Source organism: Cellulomonas triticagri (genome assembly GCF_003696205.1).
GTDB lineage: Bacteria > Actinomycetota > Actinomycetes > Actinomycetales > Cellulomonadaceae > Cellulomonas > Cellulomonas triticagri.
Map to the genome: position 1 here is coordinate 13,361 of NZ_RFFI01000006.1, position 17,293 is coordinate 30,653.

General features: G+C 74.0%; 11 protein-coding genes. 2 read left to right on the top strand and 9 right to left on the bottom strand.

Annotation, left to right across the window (positions count from 1 at the left end; translation table 11 throughout):
- Positions 1–40 precede the first annotated feature (40 nt).
- From trmB to EBM89_RS01975, 5 genes are all read right to left on the bottom strand, one after another.
- On the bottom strand, positions 41–793 hold the full coding sequence (gene trmB / locus EBM89_RS01955) for a tRNA (guanosine(46)-N7)-methyltransferase TrmB (protein ID WP_122147780.1): 753 nt from the start codon (positions 791–793) through the stop codon (positions 41–43).
- Positions 794–825: 32 nt separating this feature from the next.
- Positions 826–1,611, bottom strand: a complete 786-nt coding sequence (locus tag EBM89_RS01960) for a VOC family protein (RefSeq protein WP_158609436.1) — start codon at positions 1,609–1,611, stop codon at positions 826–828.
- A gap of 337 nt (positions 1,612–1,948) precedes the next feature.
- On the bottom strand, positions 1,949–3,214 hold the full coding sequence (locus EBM89_RS01965) for a UDP-glucose dehydrogenase family protein (RefSeq protein ID WP_233571482.1): 1,266 nt from the start codon (positions 3,212–3,214) through the stop codon (positions 1,949–1,951).
- 236 nt (positions 3,215–3,450) lie between these two features.
- Positions 3,451–5,175, bottom strand: a complete 1,725-nt coding sequence (locus tag EBM89_RS01970; RefSeq protein WP_233571476.1) for a glycoside hydrolase family 26 protein — start codon at positions 5,173–5,175, stop codon at positions 3,451–3,453.
- Positions 5,168–6,832, bottom strand: a complete 1,665-nt coding sequence (locus tag EBM89_RS01975; protein ID WP_122147783.1) for a glycosyltransferase family 2 protein — start codon at positions 6,830–6,832, stop codon at positions 5,168–5,170. The genes EBM89_RS01970 and EBM89_RS01975 overlap by 8 nt, the downstream gene beginning before the upstream one ends.
- A gap of 758 nt (positions 6,833–7,590) precedes the next feature.
- Here EBM89_RS01975 and clpB point away from each other — a divergent pair.
- On the top strand, positions 7,591–10,191 hold the full coding sequence (clpB, locus tag EBM89_RS01980; protein WP_122147784.1) for an ATP-dependent chaperone ClpB: 2,601 nt from the start codon (positions 7,591–7,593) through the stop codon (positions 10,189–10,191).
- 64 nt (positions 10,192–10,255) lie between these two features.
- Here clpB and EBM89_RS01985 read toward each other — a convergent pair whose 3' ends face one another.
- The 3 genes from EBM89_RS01985 to EBM89_RS20970 form a co-directional block, all read right to left on the bottom strand.
- Entirely contained in the window at positions 10,256–11,347 is a 1,092-nt protein-coding gene (locus tag EBM89_RS01985) for an FAD-dependent oxidoreductase (protein ID WP_122147785.1), read from the bottom strand.
- A 106-nt stretch (positions 11,348–11,453) separates the two neighbouring features.
- Positions 11,454–13,844 (bottom strand): cutinase family protein, encoded by a 2,391-nt coding sequence (locus EBM89_RS01990; RefSeq protein ID WP_158609437.1) that lies wholly within the window; start codon positions 13,842–13,844, stop codon positions 11,454–11,456.
- Positions 13,845–13,890: 46 nt separating this feature from the next.
- Positions 13,891–14,382, bottom strand: a complete 492-nt coding sequence (locus EBM89_RS20970) for a hypothetical protein (protein ID WP_158609439.1) — start codon at positions 14,380–14,382, stop codon at positions 13,891–13,893.
- A 141-nt stretch (positions 14,383–14,523) separates the two neighbouring features.
- On the opposite strand from EBM89_RS20970, the gene EBM89_RS01995 reads away from it, so the two are divergent.
- Entirely contained in the window at positions 14,524–14,784 is a 261-nt protein-coding gene (locus EBM89_RS01995; protein WP_122147787.1) for a hypothetical protein, read from the top strand.
- 104 nt (positions 14,785–14,888) lie between these two features.
- Here the strand turns inward: EBM89_RS01995 and EBM89_RS02000 are convergent, their stop codons facing one another.
- Positions 14,889–17,168: an aryl-beta-d-glycosidase gene (locus tag EBM89_RS02000; RefSeq protein WP_122147788.1), complete on the bottom strand. Its 2,280-nt coding sequence runs from the start codon at positions 17,166–17,168 to the stop codon at positions 14,889–14,891.
- Between the last annotated feature and the right edge of the window lie 125 nt (positions 17,169–17,293).

The following is a 17,293-nucleotide window of genomic DNA, read 5'->3' on the forward strand; positions in this document are numbered from 1 at the left end:
TCGATGCGTCGGCGGCAGCCCTGGCGCGCGGGAGGCGGGGTCAGCGGGTGCGGGTGGCGATGACGTCGTGGGACGGGCGGCCGGCGTCGAGGCCGCGCTGCTCGAACTTCGTCACCGGCCGGTGCGCCGGGCGCGGGGCGTAGCCCTCGTGCGGGTTCGTGAGGCCGGGGTCCGCGGCGACGACCTCGAGCATCTGCTCCGCGTACGGCGCCCAGTCGGTCGCGCAGTGCAGGGTCCCGCCGAGCCGCAGGCGCGAGCGCAGCAGCGCGACGTGCGCCGGGGCGATGATCCGCCGCTTGTGGTGCCGGGCCTTGGGCCAGGGGTCCGGGAAGTACACGTGCACCGCGTCCAGCGACGACTCGGCGACGAGCCGGCGGACCAGGTCGAGCGCGTCCCCGTGCGCGACGCGGACGTTCGTCAGCCCGGCGTCGTCCACCAGCGCGAGGAGGTTGGCGATGCCGGGGAGGTGCGCCTCGACCGCCAGGTAGTCGCGCCCGGGGTCGGCGGCCGCCATCGTGGCCGTCGCGTCGCCCATGCCGGAGCCGATCTCCAGGACCACCGGCGCCGTGCGGCCGAACAGCGCGACCGTGTCGAGCAGTCCGTCGGGGGTGGTGGGCGGCAGGCCGAGGTCGGGGTCGTGCACCGAGAACCCGAGGCGCGGGAACAGGTCGGTGAGCGCCGTGGTCCGGCGTTCACCGAGTGCCGCCCGTCGGGGGTGGAACGTCCGGATCGGCTCGCCCTCGGCGTTCGGCGCGTGCCGGAACGCGTCGGCGGGCGTGAGGTCGGCGGGCACCCGTCGAGGGTAGTCGCCGGGTGGGGGCCGCCTCAGCCGGCGGTCGCGGCGGCCGCGCCGTCCTCCGTGACGGGTCCCATCACCCAGAACCGCTCGCCGAACGGCCCGGTGATCCCGGCGAGCCGCCCGTAGGGCGAGTCCTCGGGGTCGAGGTGCAGGGTCGCGCCGAGGTCCTGGGCGCGCGCGACGACGGCGTCGGTGTCCGCCACGGCGAGGTAGAGCGCCCACTCGGGCCGCTCGGAGCCGCCGCCGATCCCGGCGACGGGCTCCTCGCCGCGCACGAGCGTGGTGTAGTCGAAGCCGGGGGCGCTGATGTCCTGCAGGTCGAGGCCGAACAGCGCCGGGTAGAACTCGCGGGCCGCGGACGGCCGGTCGGACATGTGCTCGGACCAGGCGAGCGACCCGTGCTCGTCGACGACCTCGGCGCCGATGGAGGTGCCCGCCTGCCAGAGCGCGACGACGGCACCGGCGGGGTCGCGCAGGACGGCCATCGCCCCGGCGTCCATGACGTCCATCGGTCCGGCGAGCAGGTGCGCCCCGGCGGCGACGGCGCGCTGGGCGGTCGCGGTGGCGTCGGCGGCGGCGAGGAAGGTCAGCCACTGCACCGGGGCGTCGGGGTCGGGGCGGTACCCGTTGAGGGCGACGGCGGGGCGGCCCTCCACGAGGGCCTGGCTGTAGAACCCGGTCTCGGCCGGACCGATCTGCCAGTCCCAGCCGAACAGGGCGCCGTAGAACCGGCGGGCGGCGTCGAGGTCCGGGACGGAGAGCTCGGCCCAGCAGGGGGTGCCGTCTGGCTGGGGCGTGGTGCGCGTGGACATCCGGTGCTCCTGCGGTCGTCGGGCGCGCTGGACGCGGTCGTCCGCGCGTGCGCCCACCCAACCACCGCGCACCGACACCCACCACCCCCGCGCGCGCCGGGCGGGCAGAGGCATCGCCCCCGGTCCTCGTCCCGCCCCCTCGTGCACGGTGGGGCGGTACGGGGACCGGGGGAGAGGGCGCGCCCCGGGCCGGGACACCGGCGGGCGGTGTGCCCCGCGCCAGCGGGCCCACGCCCACCACGCCCGGCGCCCCGGCGCACGACAGAGGGGGCGCCCCGGTGGTGCGGCGCCCCCTCCGCGCGCCGTCCCGCCGGGACGCCCCCGTCCCTGGCCGCCGTCAGGCGGCGGGTCGACCCAGGCCGGCGAACTCCCAGCCGGCGGCGCGCCACCGCGCGGGGTCGAGCTTGCCGCGCGCGTCCACGACGCGCGGGCTGCTGGTCAGCGGCGCGAGCTTCTCGGCGTCGGCCTTGGCGAACTCGTCCCACTCGGTGAGGACGAGCACGACGTCGGTGCCCTCGACGGCCTCCTGGATGGAGGTCGCGTAGGACAGGGTCGGGAAGGACCGGCGGGCGGTGTCGCCGGCCTCGGGGTCGAAGACGGTGACCTGCGCGCCGCGCAGGTGCAGGGCCGCCGCGACGTTCAGGGCGGGCGAGTCGCGGACGTCGTCGGTGTCGGGCTTGAACGCCGCGCCGAGGACGCCGATGCGGTGGTTCAGCACGGACCCGCCGCACGCCTCGACCGCCATGTCCAGCACGCGCTCGCGCTGGCCCATGTTGATCTCGTCGACCTGCTGCAGCAGCGCGGACGCCCGGTAGGCGCCGAGCTCGTTGGCGCGGTGCATGAGGGCGCGGATGTCCTTGGGCAGGCAGCCGCCGCCGAAGCCGAGGCCCGCGTTGAGGAACTGCCGCCCGATGCGGACGTCGTGGCCCAGGGCGTCGGCGAGGACGGTGACGTCGGCCCCGGCGGCCTCGCACACGGTGGAGATCGCGTTGATGAACGAGATCTTGGTGGCGAGGAACGCGTTGGCGCTGACCTTGACGAGCTCGGCGGTCGGCAGGTCGGTGACGACCACGGGGGTGCCCTCGGCGATCGGACCGGCGTAGACCTCACGCAGCGTGGCCTCGGCCTGCGCCGACGTGCCGCCCAGGACGATGCGGTCCGGGTGCAGGGTGTCGTCCACGGCCTTTCCCTCGCGCAGGAACTCCGGGTTCCACACCAGCTCGGCCTTGCGGCCCGCGGGCAGCTCGGCGGCGATGACCTCGCGCAGCCGCGCGGCGGTGCCGACCGGGACGGTGGACTTGCCGACGATCAGCGCGTCCTTGGTGAGGTTGCGGGCGATGGTGGTCGCCGCGGACTCCACGTAGGAGAGGTTGGCGGCGTGGCTGGTCTTCATCTGCGGGGTGCCGACGCAGATGAAGTGCACGTCGCCCCACGCCGCGGCGGCGGCCAGGTCGGACGTGAAGGTGAGGCGGCCGGTGGCGAGGTGCTTCTCGAGCAGCGGGTCCAGTCCGGGCTCGAAGAACGGCACCTTGCCCGCGGCGAGGGCGTCGACCTTGCCCTGGTCGGTGTCGGCGCCCATGACCTCGAAGCCGAGCTCCGCCATGGCGACGGCGTGGGTGGCGCCGAGGTACCCGGTGCCGAACACGCTGATCTTGATCGGGCCGGACGAGCCGGGCCCGGAGCCCTCGGTGTCGGGCTCGTCGTAGGGCAGGCCGGTCGCGGCCAGGTCCTCGGCGGACAGGGTGGCGGCGGCGAGCGAGGCGTCGTTCATCGGGGTGCTCCTCACGGTGGGGCGCTGCGGGCGGCTGATGCGGCTGGTGGACCGGGCGGTGCGGCGGGTCACGGGGTCGCCGCCGGGCTCGGGGTGGGGCTGGGCGTCGCGCTCGGCGTGGCCGACGGGGTCGGCGTGGGCGTGGGCGTGGCGGACGGGGTGGGTGTCGGCGTGGGCGCCGGTGACGTCGTGGGCGCCGGGCTCGCCTCCGGTGCTGTCCGCGCCTCGGCCGCTGCGGCCGCGGAGGTGGCGGCGGCCGCCGCGGAGTCGCCGAGCGGGGTGCCCCCGAACTGGTGCGACGCGGCGTTCAGGCCGGAGCGGAACGCGTCGAGGCTGTTGGCCCGCGAGTCCACCCGCCAGTCGTTGGTGGACAGCTGCCCGTCGACGTAGGTGGTGATCGCGAGGTTGAACCAGGCGAACCCGACGATGTCGTCGTTCTGGCCGGGGTCGAAGCCCTGGAAGAACGACCGCACCCACTGGGGCTTGGTGCCGCCGGTCTCGGACGCGGCGACCTCGGCGAGGATGATCTTCTTGTCCGTGATCGCCCGGAGCTGGTCCAGCGTCCGGTCGAACGTGTACGAGAAGGTCGCGTCGTTGTCCGCCTTGTAGGGCGGGCGCTGGTAGCCGGAGACGCCGACCCAGTCGACGTACGCGTCACCGGGGTACAGGGCCTTGAGGAAGTCGAGGCCCTGGTTCGCGGCGGGCAGGTTGTTGATGATGTTCGGCGCCCACACCCAGATCACGTACTGGTTGGCACCGTTGGCCTCGAAGATGTCGTGGACGTGCTGCCACATCTTCACGTAGTCGCCCACGCCGTTGCCGTTGATCGGGGAGCCGGAGCCGGTCTGCTCGGCCCACGGGTACCAGATGCCGTTCATCTCGTGGTCGAGGCGGATCGCCAGCGGCAGCCCGGTCGCGACGACGTCCTTCGCGTACTGCGTGAGGTAGGCGTCGAACTCCCCGGCGATGATCTTCGGGAGCGTGTAGTCGGGCTCCTCGACCACGTCGTTCTTGGACCCGATCGGCCGGGACTCCCAGGTGAGCATCGGCAGCATGCCGCGCTCCCAGGACCGGGTGACCGCGTTGGCGCGGAAGCTCTCGTCCCAGCCGCCGAAGTAGCCGACGAGGTTCTGCTGGCGGCCGACGTCGTTCGCGGCGTCGTCGAAGGTCGCCCAGTTGAACGGCGCCTGCTCGGTGTACATCCCGAAGTACCGCTGCGTCGGGTTGACCAGGGCGGCCTTGCTCGGCGCGGTGGGCTTGGTCGGCCCGGCGGGCGGCGTGCTCGGCTGCTCGGGGCGCGGGTTGCTCGGGTTGGCGGCCCCGCCGTCGCTGCCCGCGGCGGGCGCGGCGGCGGCGGTCCCGCGGTTCGAGGACGAGCGGGTGGACCGCGACGAGGACGAGGACCGCCCGCTGCTCGCGTTCGCCTCCTCCTCGGCCGCCGCGGCGGCGTCGGCCTCGCGCTGCGCCTGGTTCTGCGCGGCGGACTCCTCGCCCTTCTTGCGGGCGGCCTGCTCGTCGGCGAGGACGTCCCGCAGGGCGTCGGCCTGGGCCTGGCTGGACTGCAGCTGGCCCTCCAGCTCGGCGTTGCGCTCGCGGAGCGCGAGCTCGGCGGCGGTCGGCTCGTCGGCCTGCGCGTTGACGATGGAGGACACCGCGGGGGTGTTCCACACGATGAGGGTGATGCCCAGCAGGGCGATGGCGATCACCGCGGTGGCGATGCGCGCGCGGACGGTCATCCGGCCCATGGTGGGAGCCCACCAGGCCTTGCCGTGGGGGACGGGTGCGTCAGACATAGAGGAGGGCCTCCAGGGCGAAGATCACCGCGGCGATCACGTAGGGGATCCCGGCGAGCGGGTTCAGCCGCTTCTTCGGGGTCGGCGCGGGGGCGGCCGCCCGGGCCTGGCGACGGGTCGCCTCGGCCACGGGCGCGGTCTCGACGGCACCGGCGGGGACGCCGCCGGCGGCGGTGGTGTGCCACGCGGGGGTGGACCCGTACGCGGCCTGCTCGGCGTGCGCCGCGTGCGCGGCGACACCCGCGGGCACCGGGGTGCCGTGCTGCGGGTCGGTGGCGTGGTCGCGCTGGGTCGGCAGGCCGCCGTCCCGGTCCACGACGTCCACCGGGGCGGGGCGGGACATCAGGTCGAGCTCGGCCTCCAGGGTGGCGACGCCGCCCTCGGGCTCCACGCCGCCCTGACCGGGGTCGCCACCGGCGTAGGCCCCGGCGCGGGTGCCCCAGCCGGAGGCGTGCGCCATGCGCAGGAACCCGAGCAGCCGGACCGGCATGAGGAAGAACGTCGAGACGATGATGAAGATCGGCAGCCGGAAGAAGTCGCTGGGGACCTCCTGCAGGTGCCGGATCTGCCGGATCGCCATGGACAGCACGGACGAGACGACCATCAGCGCGATGACCCAGAACCAGCCGGCCTGCGCGCCGTACGTCTCGAGCATCGCCTCGTAGAGGTTGACGCCGGTGCCGCTGGCGGCCCGGTAGACCCAGCCCGCGATCGTCCCGACCAGCAGGAACGGCAGGATGATGTCGGCGAGGAAGAAGATCGACAGCACGGGGGCGTGCCCGAGCATCCAGGGCAGCATCCGCAGGGTGTTGTACTGCGAGCCGCGCGCCCACCGGAGCTGCTGCTTGAAGAGCTTCTTGATCTGCAGCGGGGCGTCCGTGTAGACGAGGCTGGTGTGCTGGTAGACCGTCCGGTAGCCCTGCTTGAGGGTGAGGTTGGTCAGGGTGCGGTCGTCGGAGACCTCGAGGAACACGCCCATGAACCGCTGGGTCATGAAGTCGTCCATGACCTCCATGAGGATGTGCCGGCGGAACGCGATGGTGCGTCCCGGCAGGCAGCCGACCTGGCCGAGCACGGACTGCGCGGGCATCGAGTAGAGCGAGCGCGAGTTCTCCAGCCAGTCCGCCCAGCGGGTGATCCAGGAGCGGCTGGGCTCGAGGATGCGCTGGCGGGTGGTGACGCCGCCGACGTTCGCGTCCTTGAACGGCTTGATCAGCTCGCTCAGGGTGCCGGGCGTCCACACGGTGTCGGAGTCGAGCAGCACGGTGATGTCGTACTTCGACATCTCGGTGCCGATCTTCACGGCGTTGCGCTTGCCGGGGATCGGGGTGTGCACCCACTGCACGAGCGGCGCGAACTCCTCGCACACGGCCTCGAGGTCGGGGTTGCGCTTGCCGTTGATGACGACGATGACCTCGTCGGGGTGCTGCTCGGTGACGCGGGTGAGCACGTCGCGGAACAGGTCCAGCGGCTCGTCGACGACGGGGACGATGACGCTCGTGGTCTCGTGGTGCTCCTCGGTCCAGGGCTTGTAGCGCCGGGACAGGGCGACCTTGAGGATCCACAGGGCCCACACGAGGGCGGAGAACACCGTGAACAGGTACAGCTCGGCGTGGTCGTCGAGCATGTGCCGGATCTGCAGGATGAAGATGAACATCGCTCACCTCGGCGCTGTCGGGGGGTGGGAGCCGGCGGCGACGGTGACGCGGCGGAGGGGCTGTGCGGGGGGCGGAAGGCGCTGTCCTCGACCGGCTGCCGAGGTGAGGGTTCGCCGTCCGCTGTGACTGGAGGATGGGCGGTGGATCGGAGGGGGTCACCCGTTCGGGCGGGTGCGGAGGAGTGATTCCTGTGAGCCGGATGAGCACCCGGCTGAGTGGTCCAAGAGTGTTGGTCGCGGCTGGTGCAACGCAACTCTCTTCGGGCGAATCGGGCACTGTTTGTGAGATTGATCACTGATCGGCTGTCCGGATTGCCACCATATGCGCAGATCAACGTCTCGCAGACCGGACATCGTGGGACGTATCTCCGAGGTGCTGTCGCCGCAGGTCACCGGCGGCGCGCGATGTCACACGCGTGCGTCGGGCGTGTGTCACGGGCGTGAACTCCGTCACAACGCCCTGTGACCTGAGTAGGTGTCAACGTGTGCTGTGACAGCGAGTTGTGACGGGGTCGGGCGTCGCGGGCAGGTCGCCGCGCGTCCGGTCGGGCGGTGGTCGGGTCGGGTGGTGGCCGGCTCGCCGCCAGGGACGCCGCGCGCCGGGCCGCGGTCGGGCGCCGTCGGCGCCGCCAGCGCGGTCGACGGGACAGAGTTGAGCGGAATAGGCTCAACTTCGACCGGGTTGCACCGGAGGACAGCGCAGGGACCGCACCGGGCCCGCGCACCGCACAGACCGCACGAACCGCACGGAGGGGACGTTGGACGCGAAGCTCACCACCAAGACGCAGGAGGCGCTCGGCGACGCCATCCAGCAGGCCTCGGCCGCGGGCAACCCGCAGCTGGAGCCCGCGCACCTGCTGAACGCGCTGCTCGCCCAGGAGGGCGGGGTCGCGAACGGCCTGCTCGACGCCGTCGGCGCCGACCGCCAGGCCCTCGGCCGCGCCGTGCGCGCGGTGCTCGTCGGCCTCCCGGCCGCGTCCGGGGAGTCCGTGTCGCAGCCCGTGCCGTCCCGCGCCACCGGCGCCGTCCTCGACGCCGCCAACGCGGAGGCCCGCAGCCTCGGCGACGACTACGTGTCCACCGAGCACCTGCTGCTCGGCATCGCCGCCGGGCAGACCGGCGTGGCCGACGCCCTGCGCGCCCAGGGGGCGTCCCGCGACGCGCTCGCCGCAGCCCTGCCGTCGGTGCGCGGCACCGCTCGCGTCACCAGCGCGAACCCCGAGGGCACCTACAAGGCCCTGGAGCAGTACGGCGTCGACCTCACCCAGCGCGCCCGCGACGGCCGCCTCGACCCCGTGATCGGCCGCGACGCCGAGATCCGCCGGGTCGTGCAGGTGCTGTCCCGGCGCACCAAGAACAACCCGGTGCTGATCGGCGAGCCCGGCGTCGGCAAGACCGCCGTCGTCGAGGGCCTCGCGCAGCGCATCGTCGCGGGCGACGTCCCCGAGTCCCTCCGCGGCAAGCGCCTCATCTCGCTCGACCTGGCCGCCATGGTCGCGGGCGCGAAGTACCGCGGCGAGTTCGAGGAGCGCCTGAAGGCCGTCCTGGCGGAGATCACCTCCTCCGAGGGCGAGGTCGTCACCTTCATCGACGAGCTGCACACGGTCGTCGGCGCGGGTGCCGGCGGCGAGGGCGCCATGGACGCGGGCAACATGCTCAAGCCCATGCTCGCCCGCGGCGAGCTGCGCCTCGTCGGCGCGACCACCCTGGACGAGTACCGCGAGCGCATCGAGAAGGACCCCGCCCTGGAGCGCCGGTTCCAGCAGGTGCTGGTGGGCGAGCCGTCCGTCGAGGACACCGTCGCGATCCTGCGCGGGCTCAAGGAGCGGTACGAGGCGCACCACAAGGTCGCCATCGCCGACTCCGCCCTCGTCGCTGCCGCCGCGCTGTCCGACCGGTACATCACCGGCCGCCAGCTGCCGGACAAGGCCATCGACCTGGTCGACGAGGCCGCGTCCCGGCTGCGGATGGAGCTCGATTCCTCGCCGGTCGAGGTGGACGAGCTGCAGCGCGCCGTCACCCGGCTCGAGATGGAGGAGGTCGTGCTGTCCGAGGCGGACGACCCGGCCTCCCGCGAGCGGCTGGAGAAGCTGCGCGCCGACCTCGCGGACCGTCGCGAGGAGCTGGCCGGCCTCACCGCCCGGTGGGAGACGGAGAAGGCCGGGCACAACCTGGTCGGTGACCTGAAGGCCCGCCTGGACGACCTGCGCTCGACAGCGGACCGGCTGCTGCGCGAGGGCGACCTCGCCGCCGCCGCCCGCATCCAGTACGGCGAGATCCCCGCCGTCCAGCAGGAGATCGCCGAGGCCGAGGAGCGCGAGCGCGCCGGGGACGCCCTGGTCGCGGACGCCCCGATGATCGCGGACAAGGTCGGCCCGGACGAGATCGCCGAGGTCGTCGCCGCGTGGACCGGCATCCCCGCCGGTCGGCTGCTGGAGGGGGAGACCGCGAAGCTGCTCCGCATGGAGGAAGTCATCGGCGGGCGCCTCATCGGGCAGTCCGCGGCGGTCGCCACGGTCTCCGACGCGGTGCGCCGCGCCCGCGCGGGCATCGCCGACCCGGACCGGCCCACCGGGTCGTTCCTGTTCCTCGGCCCGACCGGCGTCGGCAAGACCGAGCTCGCCAAGGCGCTCGCGGACTTCCTGTTCGACGACGAGCGCGCCATGGTGCGCATCGACATGTCGGAGTACCAGGAGCGGCACTCGGTCGCGCGCCTGATCGGGGCGCCCCCGGGCTACGTCGGCTACGAGGCGGGCGGCCAGCTCACCGAGGCCGTGCGGCGGCGCCCGTACTCGGTGCTGCTGCTGGACGAGGTCGAGAAGGCGCACCCCGAGGTCTTCGACATCCTGCTGCAGGTGCTCGACGACGGGCGCCTCACCGACGGCCAGGGCCGCACGGTCGACTTCCGGAACGTCATCCTCGTGCTGACGTCCAACCTCGGCTCGCAGTTCCTGGTCGACCCGACCCTGGACGACCACGCCCGCCGCGACGCCGTCATGGGTGCGGTGCGGGAGGCGTTCAAGCCGGAGTTCCTCAACCGGCTGGACGACGTGGTGCTGTTCGACCCGCTGTCGCTGGACGAGCTCAGCCGCATCGTGGACCTGCAGGTCGCGTCGCTGGGCCGCCGGCTGCGGGACCGCCGGATGACGCTGGACGTCGACCCGGCGGCGCGCGAGTGGCTGGCCATCGAGGGGTTCGACCCCGCGTACGGCGCCCGGCCGCTGCGCCGCCTGGTGCAGCGGGAGATCGGCGACCGCCTGGCGCGGATGCTGCTCGCGGGCGAGGTCCACGACGGCGACACGGTCCGGGTCACCCGGGCGCCGGACGACGCCCCGGGGCTGGTGCTCGAGCGGGCCTGAACCGGCGAGGTGCGACGGCGGGGGTCGTCGGTCCCGAGAGGGACCGGCGACCCCCGCCTCGTCGTCAGCCGAACAGCGCGGCCATCTCGCTGGAGAACAGGTCCGCGCCCTTGATGCGGCTGGTCTCCTCCGCGCCGAGCACGTGGCGGGTGCCGTCGGGCCCCATCACCTGGCTCGCGCCGCCGGTGCGGCCCAGCGGCAGCACGATCCGCTCCGGCGCGGGGGCGTAGGTCGCCGTCGGCTCGCGGCCCTCGACGCGGGCCCGGATGTTCGCGGCCACGACCTCGGCGTGCGCCCGCGCGGCGGACGCGCGCTTGGACTCCCGCACGTCGGTGATGTCGCCGACCGCCCACACCCCGGGGTGCCCGGTGAGGGCGAGCGACGGCTCGACGCGGACCTCGCCGAGCCCGTTGCGGGCCCCGGCGAGGTCGCCCGCCAGGTAGTCGGAGGCGGCGACGGTGCCGTAGCAGCGGAACCACATCTGCGCCTCGACGCGCACGCCCGCCTCGGTCTCCACCGCGAACGGCTCGTACGTGCCGACGTCGGACGGCGGCAGGTACCCGAGGCGCGAGCCGAGCACGAAGTCCACGCGGCCGTCGAGCTGGGCGTGCACGGCGGCCCGCAGCTCGGGAAGGTAGTCCCCGGTGGTCAGCGCGTCGGGCGCCTGGTCGACCAGCGTGATCCGCAGGTGCCCGAAGGTGTCGAGCAGCTCGCCGGCGAGCTCCAGCCCGACGGCGCCCGCCCCGACGACCAGCACCCGCTCGGCGCGGGCGAGGCCCTCGCGCATCCGGGCGAGCCGGGCCCGGGCGACGCGCGTCTCGGACTCGAGGAACTTCGCGGGGAACGGGTACGCCGTCCCGGTGGCGAGCACCAGGTGGTCGGCCTCGACCGCCGTGCCGTCGGCGAGCTGCACGCCCGCGGACGTCGCTCGCTCGACGCGCTGCCGCACCACGCGGCCGCGGGTGAGCAGCCGGTCGTACCCGTAGAACACCCGGTCCTCCCAGACCGGGTCCACCGCCGCGCGCAGGGCCGCGGACGCGTGCACGAACGCGTCCTTCGGCTCGACCAGCGTCACCTCCGCGACGTCGTCGAGCAGCGAGGCCACCAGCGACCCCCCGTACCCGCCACCGACCACGACCACCCGCGACCCGCCCATGGGACTTCCTCTCCTCGCCCGGTGCCGGCGCGTCCCGCACCGGTACGTCCACCCTGGCACCCGCGCGGGGCGGTCGCCTGGGACGTCCAGCCCGCCCGGGCAGGCCTCAGTCCCCGTCGCCGCGCCCGCGCACGCGGTGCAACACCCGGGCCCCGACGCCCGAGGCCGCCAGTGCGCCGACGGCGGCGATCACCAGTCCAGCGCCGGTCGCCGCCAGCGCCGTCCCGCCCGGTCGGTCCGCCTGTCCCGGAGTGGACTGCGGTACGGCCGCCGCAGACGTGCCCGCGCCGTCGGCGCGGTCGCCGGGCGCGCCCTCCGGGAGCCCGTCCGTCGGCACCGTCGGTACGGGCTCGTCCGGGGCGACCGCCGGGTCGGGGGTGCGCTCACCTCCGGCGACCGCCGTGAACGGGCCCGCGGGTTCGCTGGTCCCGAGGTCGTTGCCCGCTGTGAGGAAGAACGTCACGGGCTCACCCGGCGGCAGGTCGTACAGCGTCCACCCCGGCTCGTACCAGCTGTACGCGTCGATGACCTCGCCGTCCGCGTCCCAGAACGTGTACCAGTACGCCTCGGGGTCCGCCGCCCAGGACACCTCCACCTCAGCGTCGGCCGCCGTCGTCGCGATCACGTCCTGGGGGACGTGCGGGACCCGCGTGTAGGCCGGATCCACCTCGTGCACGTTCGACGCGACCGCGGAGCGTCCACCAGCGGTCCGGGCGCGAACGGTGATCCGGTACTCCCCGGGCTCGTCGAACACCCACTCCAGCCGGGGCCCGTCTGTGGTGGCGTCGTAGCTGCCGACCGGGGTCCCCGTCCCGAGGTTCCAGTCGTAGGCGACGACGACGTCCCCCGCCGCGGGGTAGGTCCCTCCGGCGTTGAGCGAGGCGGGTTGGCCGGCGCGGGAGAAGGTCGGTGCCACTTGCACCTCGGGCGCCTGGCCGGCAGCGAGCAGCGCCTCGCCGACCTGGTCGGCGACCGAACCCACGGACTCGATCAGGAACCCGCCCGTGGCCTCGGCGATGTCGCCGAACGCCGCGGAGGTGTCGGCGGACCTCCCCGAGTTGACGGCGTACACCGCCACCGGCCCGCGCAGGGAGGGTGCCTCGCCCGCCATCGGCTCGGTGCCGCGGCCGGCCCGGGGGCCGGGCACGCCCGTGACGACGTCCGTGCCGAGCGCCCGCGCGACGACCTGGTCGCGGGTCAGGCCGGTGACCGGCTCCGGGTCGTGCGGCGGAGCGTCGCCCACCAGCACCACCGTGCGGCGGACGTCTGCCCGCCAGTCCTGGTCGAAGGCGCGAACGAGCCCCGAGTACACGCTCTCGGGCGTGTCCCCACCGCCGAAGGCGACCAGCCCGTTCAACCCGGCACGGAACACCTCCGTGTCCGTGGTCAGCGGTGTGACGACCCTGGCCTGGAACGCGTCGAACCAGTCGCGGAACTCGACCAACCCGACCCGGAAGTCCGCGGACTGCTCCTCCAGCACCCGGACCAGGTGGTGCACCTGCTGGCGGACCGAGCTGATCGGCCCGGACATCGAGCCGGTGGTGTCGATCACGAACACCACGTCGGTCGGGATCGAGGTGACCACCCCGCTCGTCACCCCGAGGGCGTTGCTGAGGCGGATCACCGCGTCCCTGACGTCCGGTGACCGCGCCAGGTCGCCGTCCGCCGCGGAGTAGGTGAGGTGGTGGTCGAACAGGCCGATCCCGAGCGACCGCGTCGTGCGCATCAGCCACCCCAGGTCCCGGGAGAACTTCACCTGCCCCGGGTCGAGGACGGTCATCGTCGTGAGGTTGCAGATCGGGTCCGCCAGACGGCAGTAGGACGCCGTGACCGCGCCCTGGCGCGAGCGGTCCCACAGCACGCGGGCTCCCATCGCACCGTGGTGGTCACGGTCGAACGAGGAGTAGCCGGGGTCCGCGTCGTTCGCGTTGAACAGCGGGTCCCCGAAGAAGGCGGCCGCGGCCACCCGCTGCTGCAACCGTCTGGGGAGTGCGGCCAGACCGGTCCCTGCGGCCTCGGCCCCCTGCGAGTACCCCGCGACCACGAACGTCATATCCGGGCACTGCGCTGCGCGGGACTCGACCCGGCGCAGCAGCTCCGCGCTGCCGATCCGCACGGAGTCCCCGTACGCCCCGCTCTGACCCCAGCTGTTCGCTGCTCGCAGTCCGTTGATCAGATCCGTGCCGTCGAAGACGCCCGGGGCGGGGAACCGCAGGCCGTGCCCGGTGATCGACTCGCCCGCAGCGAGGACCGCCTGCTCGACGCCCTCGAACACCGCGAACACCTCGCGGCCCATGCCCGCTCGCTCGTCTGCGAGGTAGCTCGCTGGGTCGAGCGGTGCGTGGGTCGGTGCCTGGCCGGAACCTCGCGCACCGATGAACTCGTAGGTGGTGCAGGTCTCACGGAGTTCACCGGCCGTCGCGGGCGGCGCCACCGGCCCGACGCTGCCGATGCCGACCAGGGCGACCAGGGCGAGCGCGGCGAAAAGTCGTCTCATCTGATCCTTCTCCTTCGGGTAGCGGGATCGCGCTGGGGGTGGGTGCTCACGGGGTCGGTCGTGAGCCGAGGATGTTGACCTGGGTGGCGCAGCCCTCGAACTCGACCAGCTCGTCGTGGAACGTGGCTGCGGAATCGGGCTCCTGCTCGGCGACGGACACCAGCGGAGCGGTCGCCCTGCCCGTCGTCGACCACCCCGAGACCGGCCGACCCTCGACGTAGCGGGTCGGGGCATACGCCTCGAACCCCGCGTCGTTGACCAGGTCGACCAGCGTCGGGTAGATGTCGCACCCGCCGATCAGGTACCCGAGGGTGGGGTCGGTGGAGGAGAAGCCCCCGGTACCCCAGGTCCGCTCGGCGAGCACGGGACCGACGTCGGTCACGCCGAGGTCGTCGGCCAGCTCGTGCAGCGGCGCGTAGAGCGCGGGGTCGGTCTGTGAGCACGCCACGGTCGTCGCGGCGACGACGCCGAGCACGAGGACGAGCGGTACCGGGCCGCGCGGGTGCCGGGTGCGGCGTTCATGCGGGGGCCCGGGCACACAGGCGACGTTAGGGCGGGTCACAGCACCCAGTGCCGCCGCCACCACCTACGCAGAACCGCGCACCGTCGCTGGTGCAGGCGTGGGTGGACGGGGGCGCCAGGGTGGGAACGAACGATCGGCGGTGCGTGGAGGTGGAGGGTGACGTCGGCGGACTGGGCGTTGGACATCGTGGTGCTGGGGATGCTCGTCGCCCCGGTGGGTGCGGTCGTCTGCGCGGTCGCGCTGGTGGTCGTCGTCCTCGCGCTGATGCTGCAGCGGGCGGAGCGGGAGACGGTGGCGGACCGGGTGCGGGCCGTGGTGATGCGGGTGGTCCTCGCGGTCGCCGGTGCCGCGCTCGCGGCGGGTGTGGTGATCACCGTCCTGGTCGGCGTCGCGGTCCTCGTGCTCCTGCTCGCGTAGTGGTGCCTCGACGCTCGCGGCGCGCCGGGGCGGCGGTGCTGGGCACGACGGAGCCCGCGGGACCAGCTGGTCCCGCGGGCTCGGTCGTCGTGGCGGGGGGGGGCTCAGGCCGCGGCGGTCCCGGTCGTCCCCGCGACCTCCGCGACCATGCGGTCCAGCCCGTCGGCGTCGAAGCCGCCCATGCCGAAGCTCGCGATCACCCGCATCGGCATGTCGCCGAGCATCGCCAGCATCGTGTCGTCGAGCGCCGCGGTGGCCTCGCCGAAGGCGGCGCCCAGCACCGCGGACCCGGTGGGGTGCGCGAGCCACTCGGTGACGGTCGACTCGGCGGACAGCGGGCCGAACAGCGGCTCGCCGGCGACCTCGACCTCGGCGGTGCCGCGGATGTCGCGGGAGGAGGCGCCGACCTCCACCACGGTGCGCCCGCCGCCGACGACCCAGCGGTGCAGGCCGGGGTGCCAGTAGGACAGGTCCCGGGCGTCCAGGTCGAACGTCAGCGCGCGGGACTCGCCCGGCGCCAGCGCGACCTTGGCGAACGCCTTGAGCTCGCGGGTGGGGCGCAGCACGGCGGCCTCGGGGTCGCCGACGTAGACCTGGACCGTCTCCGCGCCCGCGACCGTCCCGGTGTTGGTGATGGTGACGCCGACGCGCACGGCGGACGTCGGGCCCTCGCCGGTGACGGTCGCGACGACGTCGGTGTAGCCGAACGTCGTGTACGACAGCCCGTGGCCGAACGGGTAGGCGACGTCCACACCGCGGGTGTCGTACCAGCGGTAGCCGATGAGCACGCCCTCGCCGTACCGGACGGTCCCGGCCTCGCCGGGGAAGTTGCCGAACGCGGGGGTGTCCTCGACGCGGTGCGGGATCGTCTCGGCGAGCCGGCCGGACGGGGTGCGGACGCCGAGCAGCAGGTCCGCGACGGCCGAGCCGCCCGCCTGGCCGCCGAGCCACGTCTCCAGCACCGCGGCGGCGTCGTCCTGCCACTCGACGGACACGGCCGAGCCGTTCGCGAGCACCACGACGACGCGCGGGTTCACGGCGGCCACGGCCCGCAGGACCGCGACCTGGTTGGCGGGCAGCCCCAGGTGGGTGCGGTCGTAGCCCTCGGACTCGTCGGGCGCGGGCAGGCCCAGGAACAGCAGCACCGTCCCGGCGCCGCGCGCGGCCTCGACGGCGTCGGCGAGCAGGGCGGCGTCGTCGGCCGCCTCGGACCCGGCGACGCCCGCGACGGAGAACCCGGGCGCGAACGGCAGGTGCACCCCGGTCGCGGTGCGCAGCGCGGTGAGGGCGTCGTCCAGGCGGGTGGGGTTCACCTGCGAGGACCCGGCGCCCTGGTAGCGCGGGGTGCGGGCGAACTCGCCGACGACCACGGCCGCCGTGGCGGCCTCGGCGGACAGCGGCAGGACGGCGCCGTCGTTCTTCAGGAGCACCGAGCCGTCGGCCGCGGCCTCGCGCGCCAGGGCGTGGTGCGCCTCGACGTCGATCTGGGCCGGTGCGGCGAGCGCGGGCTGCGCCCGCGCGACGAGGGTGAGCACGCGCCGCACGGCGACGTCGAGCACCGCCTCGTCCAGCGTCCCGTTCCGCACCGCGTCGACCACGAGGGCGTCGGTGCGCCCGCCGGTCGCGGGCATCTCCAGGTCCAGGCCCGCGGCGACGGCGGCGACCCGGTCCACGACGGCGCCCCAGTCGGACACGACCAGGCCCTCGAAGCCCCACTCATCGCGCAGCACCTCGGTCAGCAGCCACGGGTCCTGGGAGGCGTAGGTGCCGTTGACCCGGTTGTACGAGCACATGACGGTCCAGGGCTGCGCGCGGGTGACGACCCGCTCGAACGCCGGGAGGTAGATCTCGCGCAGCGTGCGCTCGTCCACCTCGGCGGACACGCGCATGCGGTCGGTCTCCTGGTTGTTCGCGGCGAAGTGCTTGAGCGACGTGCCGACGCCCTGCGACTGGATGCCCGCGACCAGGGCGGCGCCGAGGTCGCCCGCGAGCGCGGGGTCCTCGGAGAAGTACTCGAAGTTGCGCCCGCACAGCGGCGACCGCTTCATGTTCACGCCGGGGCCGAGCAGCACCGCGACGTCGTTCCCGGCGGTCTCGCGGCCGAGGGCGCGGCCGACGCGGTCCAGCAGGTCGACGTCCCACGTGGACGCGAGCGCGGCGGCGGGCGGGAAGCACGTGGCGGGCACCGAGTTGCCGATCCCGAGGTGGTCGGCGTCCTCCGCCTGCTTGCGCAGGCCGTGCGGGCCGTCCGTGACCATGACCGCCGGGACGCCGAGGCGCTCGACGCCCTCGGTGTGCCAGAAGTCGGATCCCGACGTCAGGGCGGCCTTCTCCTCCAGCGTGAGCCCGGCCAGGACACGCTCCACGTCGAGTGCGACGGACATGCGGCACCTCCTCGTGCGATCAGTGGGTTTCCACCGTACTCCAGTTGCCGACCAGGCGGTCGGGTTTGTGGGGGTACGGTTCCACCCCGCTGTGAGACGCTGTGCGCCAGCACGGCCCCGTAGGA

What these genes read in the sequence shown, in the direction of transcription:
- EBM89_RS01975 (WP_122147783.1), bottom strand. Translation starts at nt 6,832, where the DNA reads ATGTTCATCTTCATCCTGCAGATCCGGCACATGCTCGACGACCACGCC.
- EBM89_RS01990 (WP_158609437.1), bottom strand. Translation starts at nt 13,844, where the DNA reads ATGAGACGACTTTTCGCCGCGCTCGCCCTGGTCGCCCTGGTCGGCATC.
- EBM89_RS01985 (WP_122147785.1), bottom strand. Translation starts at nt 11,347, where the DNA reads ATGGGCGGGTCGCGGGTGGTCGTGGTCGGTGGCGGGTACGGGGGGTCG.
- EBM89_RS01970 (WP_233571476.1), bottom strand. Translation starts at nt 5,175, where the DNA reads ATGTCTGACGCACCCGTCCCCCACGGCAAGGCCTGGTGGGCTCCCACC.
- EBM89_RS01965 (WP_233571482.1), bottom strand. Translation starts at nt 3,214, where the DNA reads ATGGCGGAGCTCGGCTTCGAGGTCATGGGCGCCGACACCGACCAGGGC.
- EBM89_RS01960 (WP_158609436.1), bottom strand. Translation starts at nt 1,611, where the DNA reads ATGTCCACGCGCACCACGCCCCAGCCAGACGGCACCCCCTGCTGGGCC.
- EBM89_RS02000 (WP_122147788.1), bottom strand. Translation starts at nt 17,168, where the DNA reads ATGTCCGTCGCACTCGACGTGGAGCGTGTCCTGGCCGGGCTCACGCTG.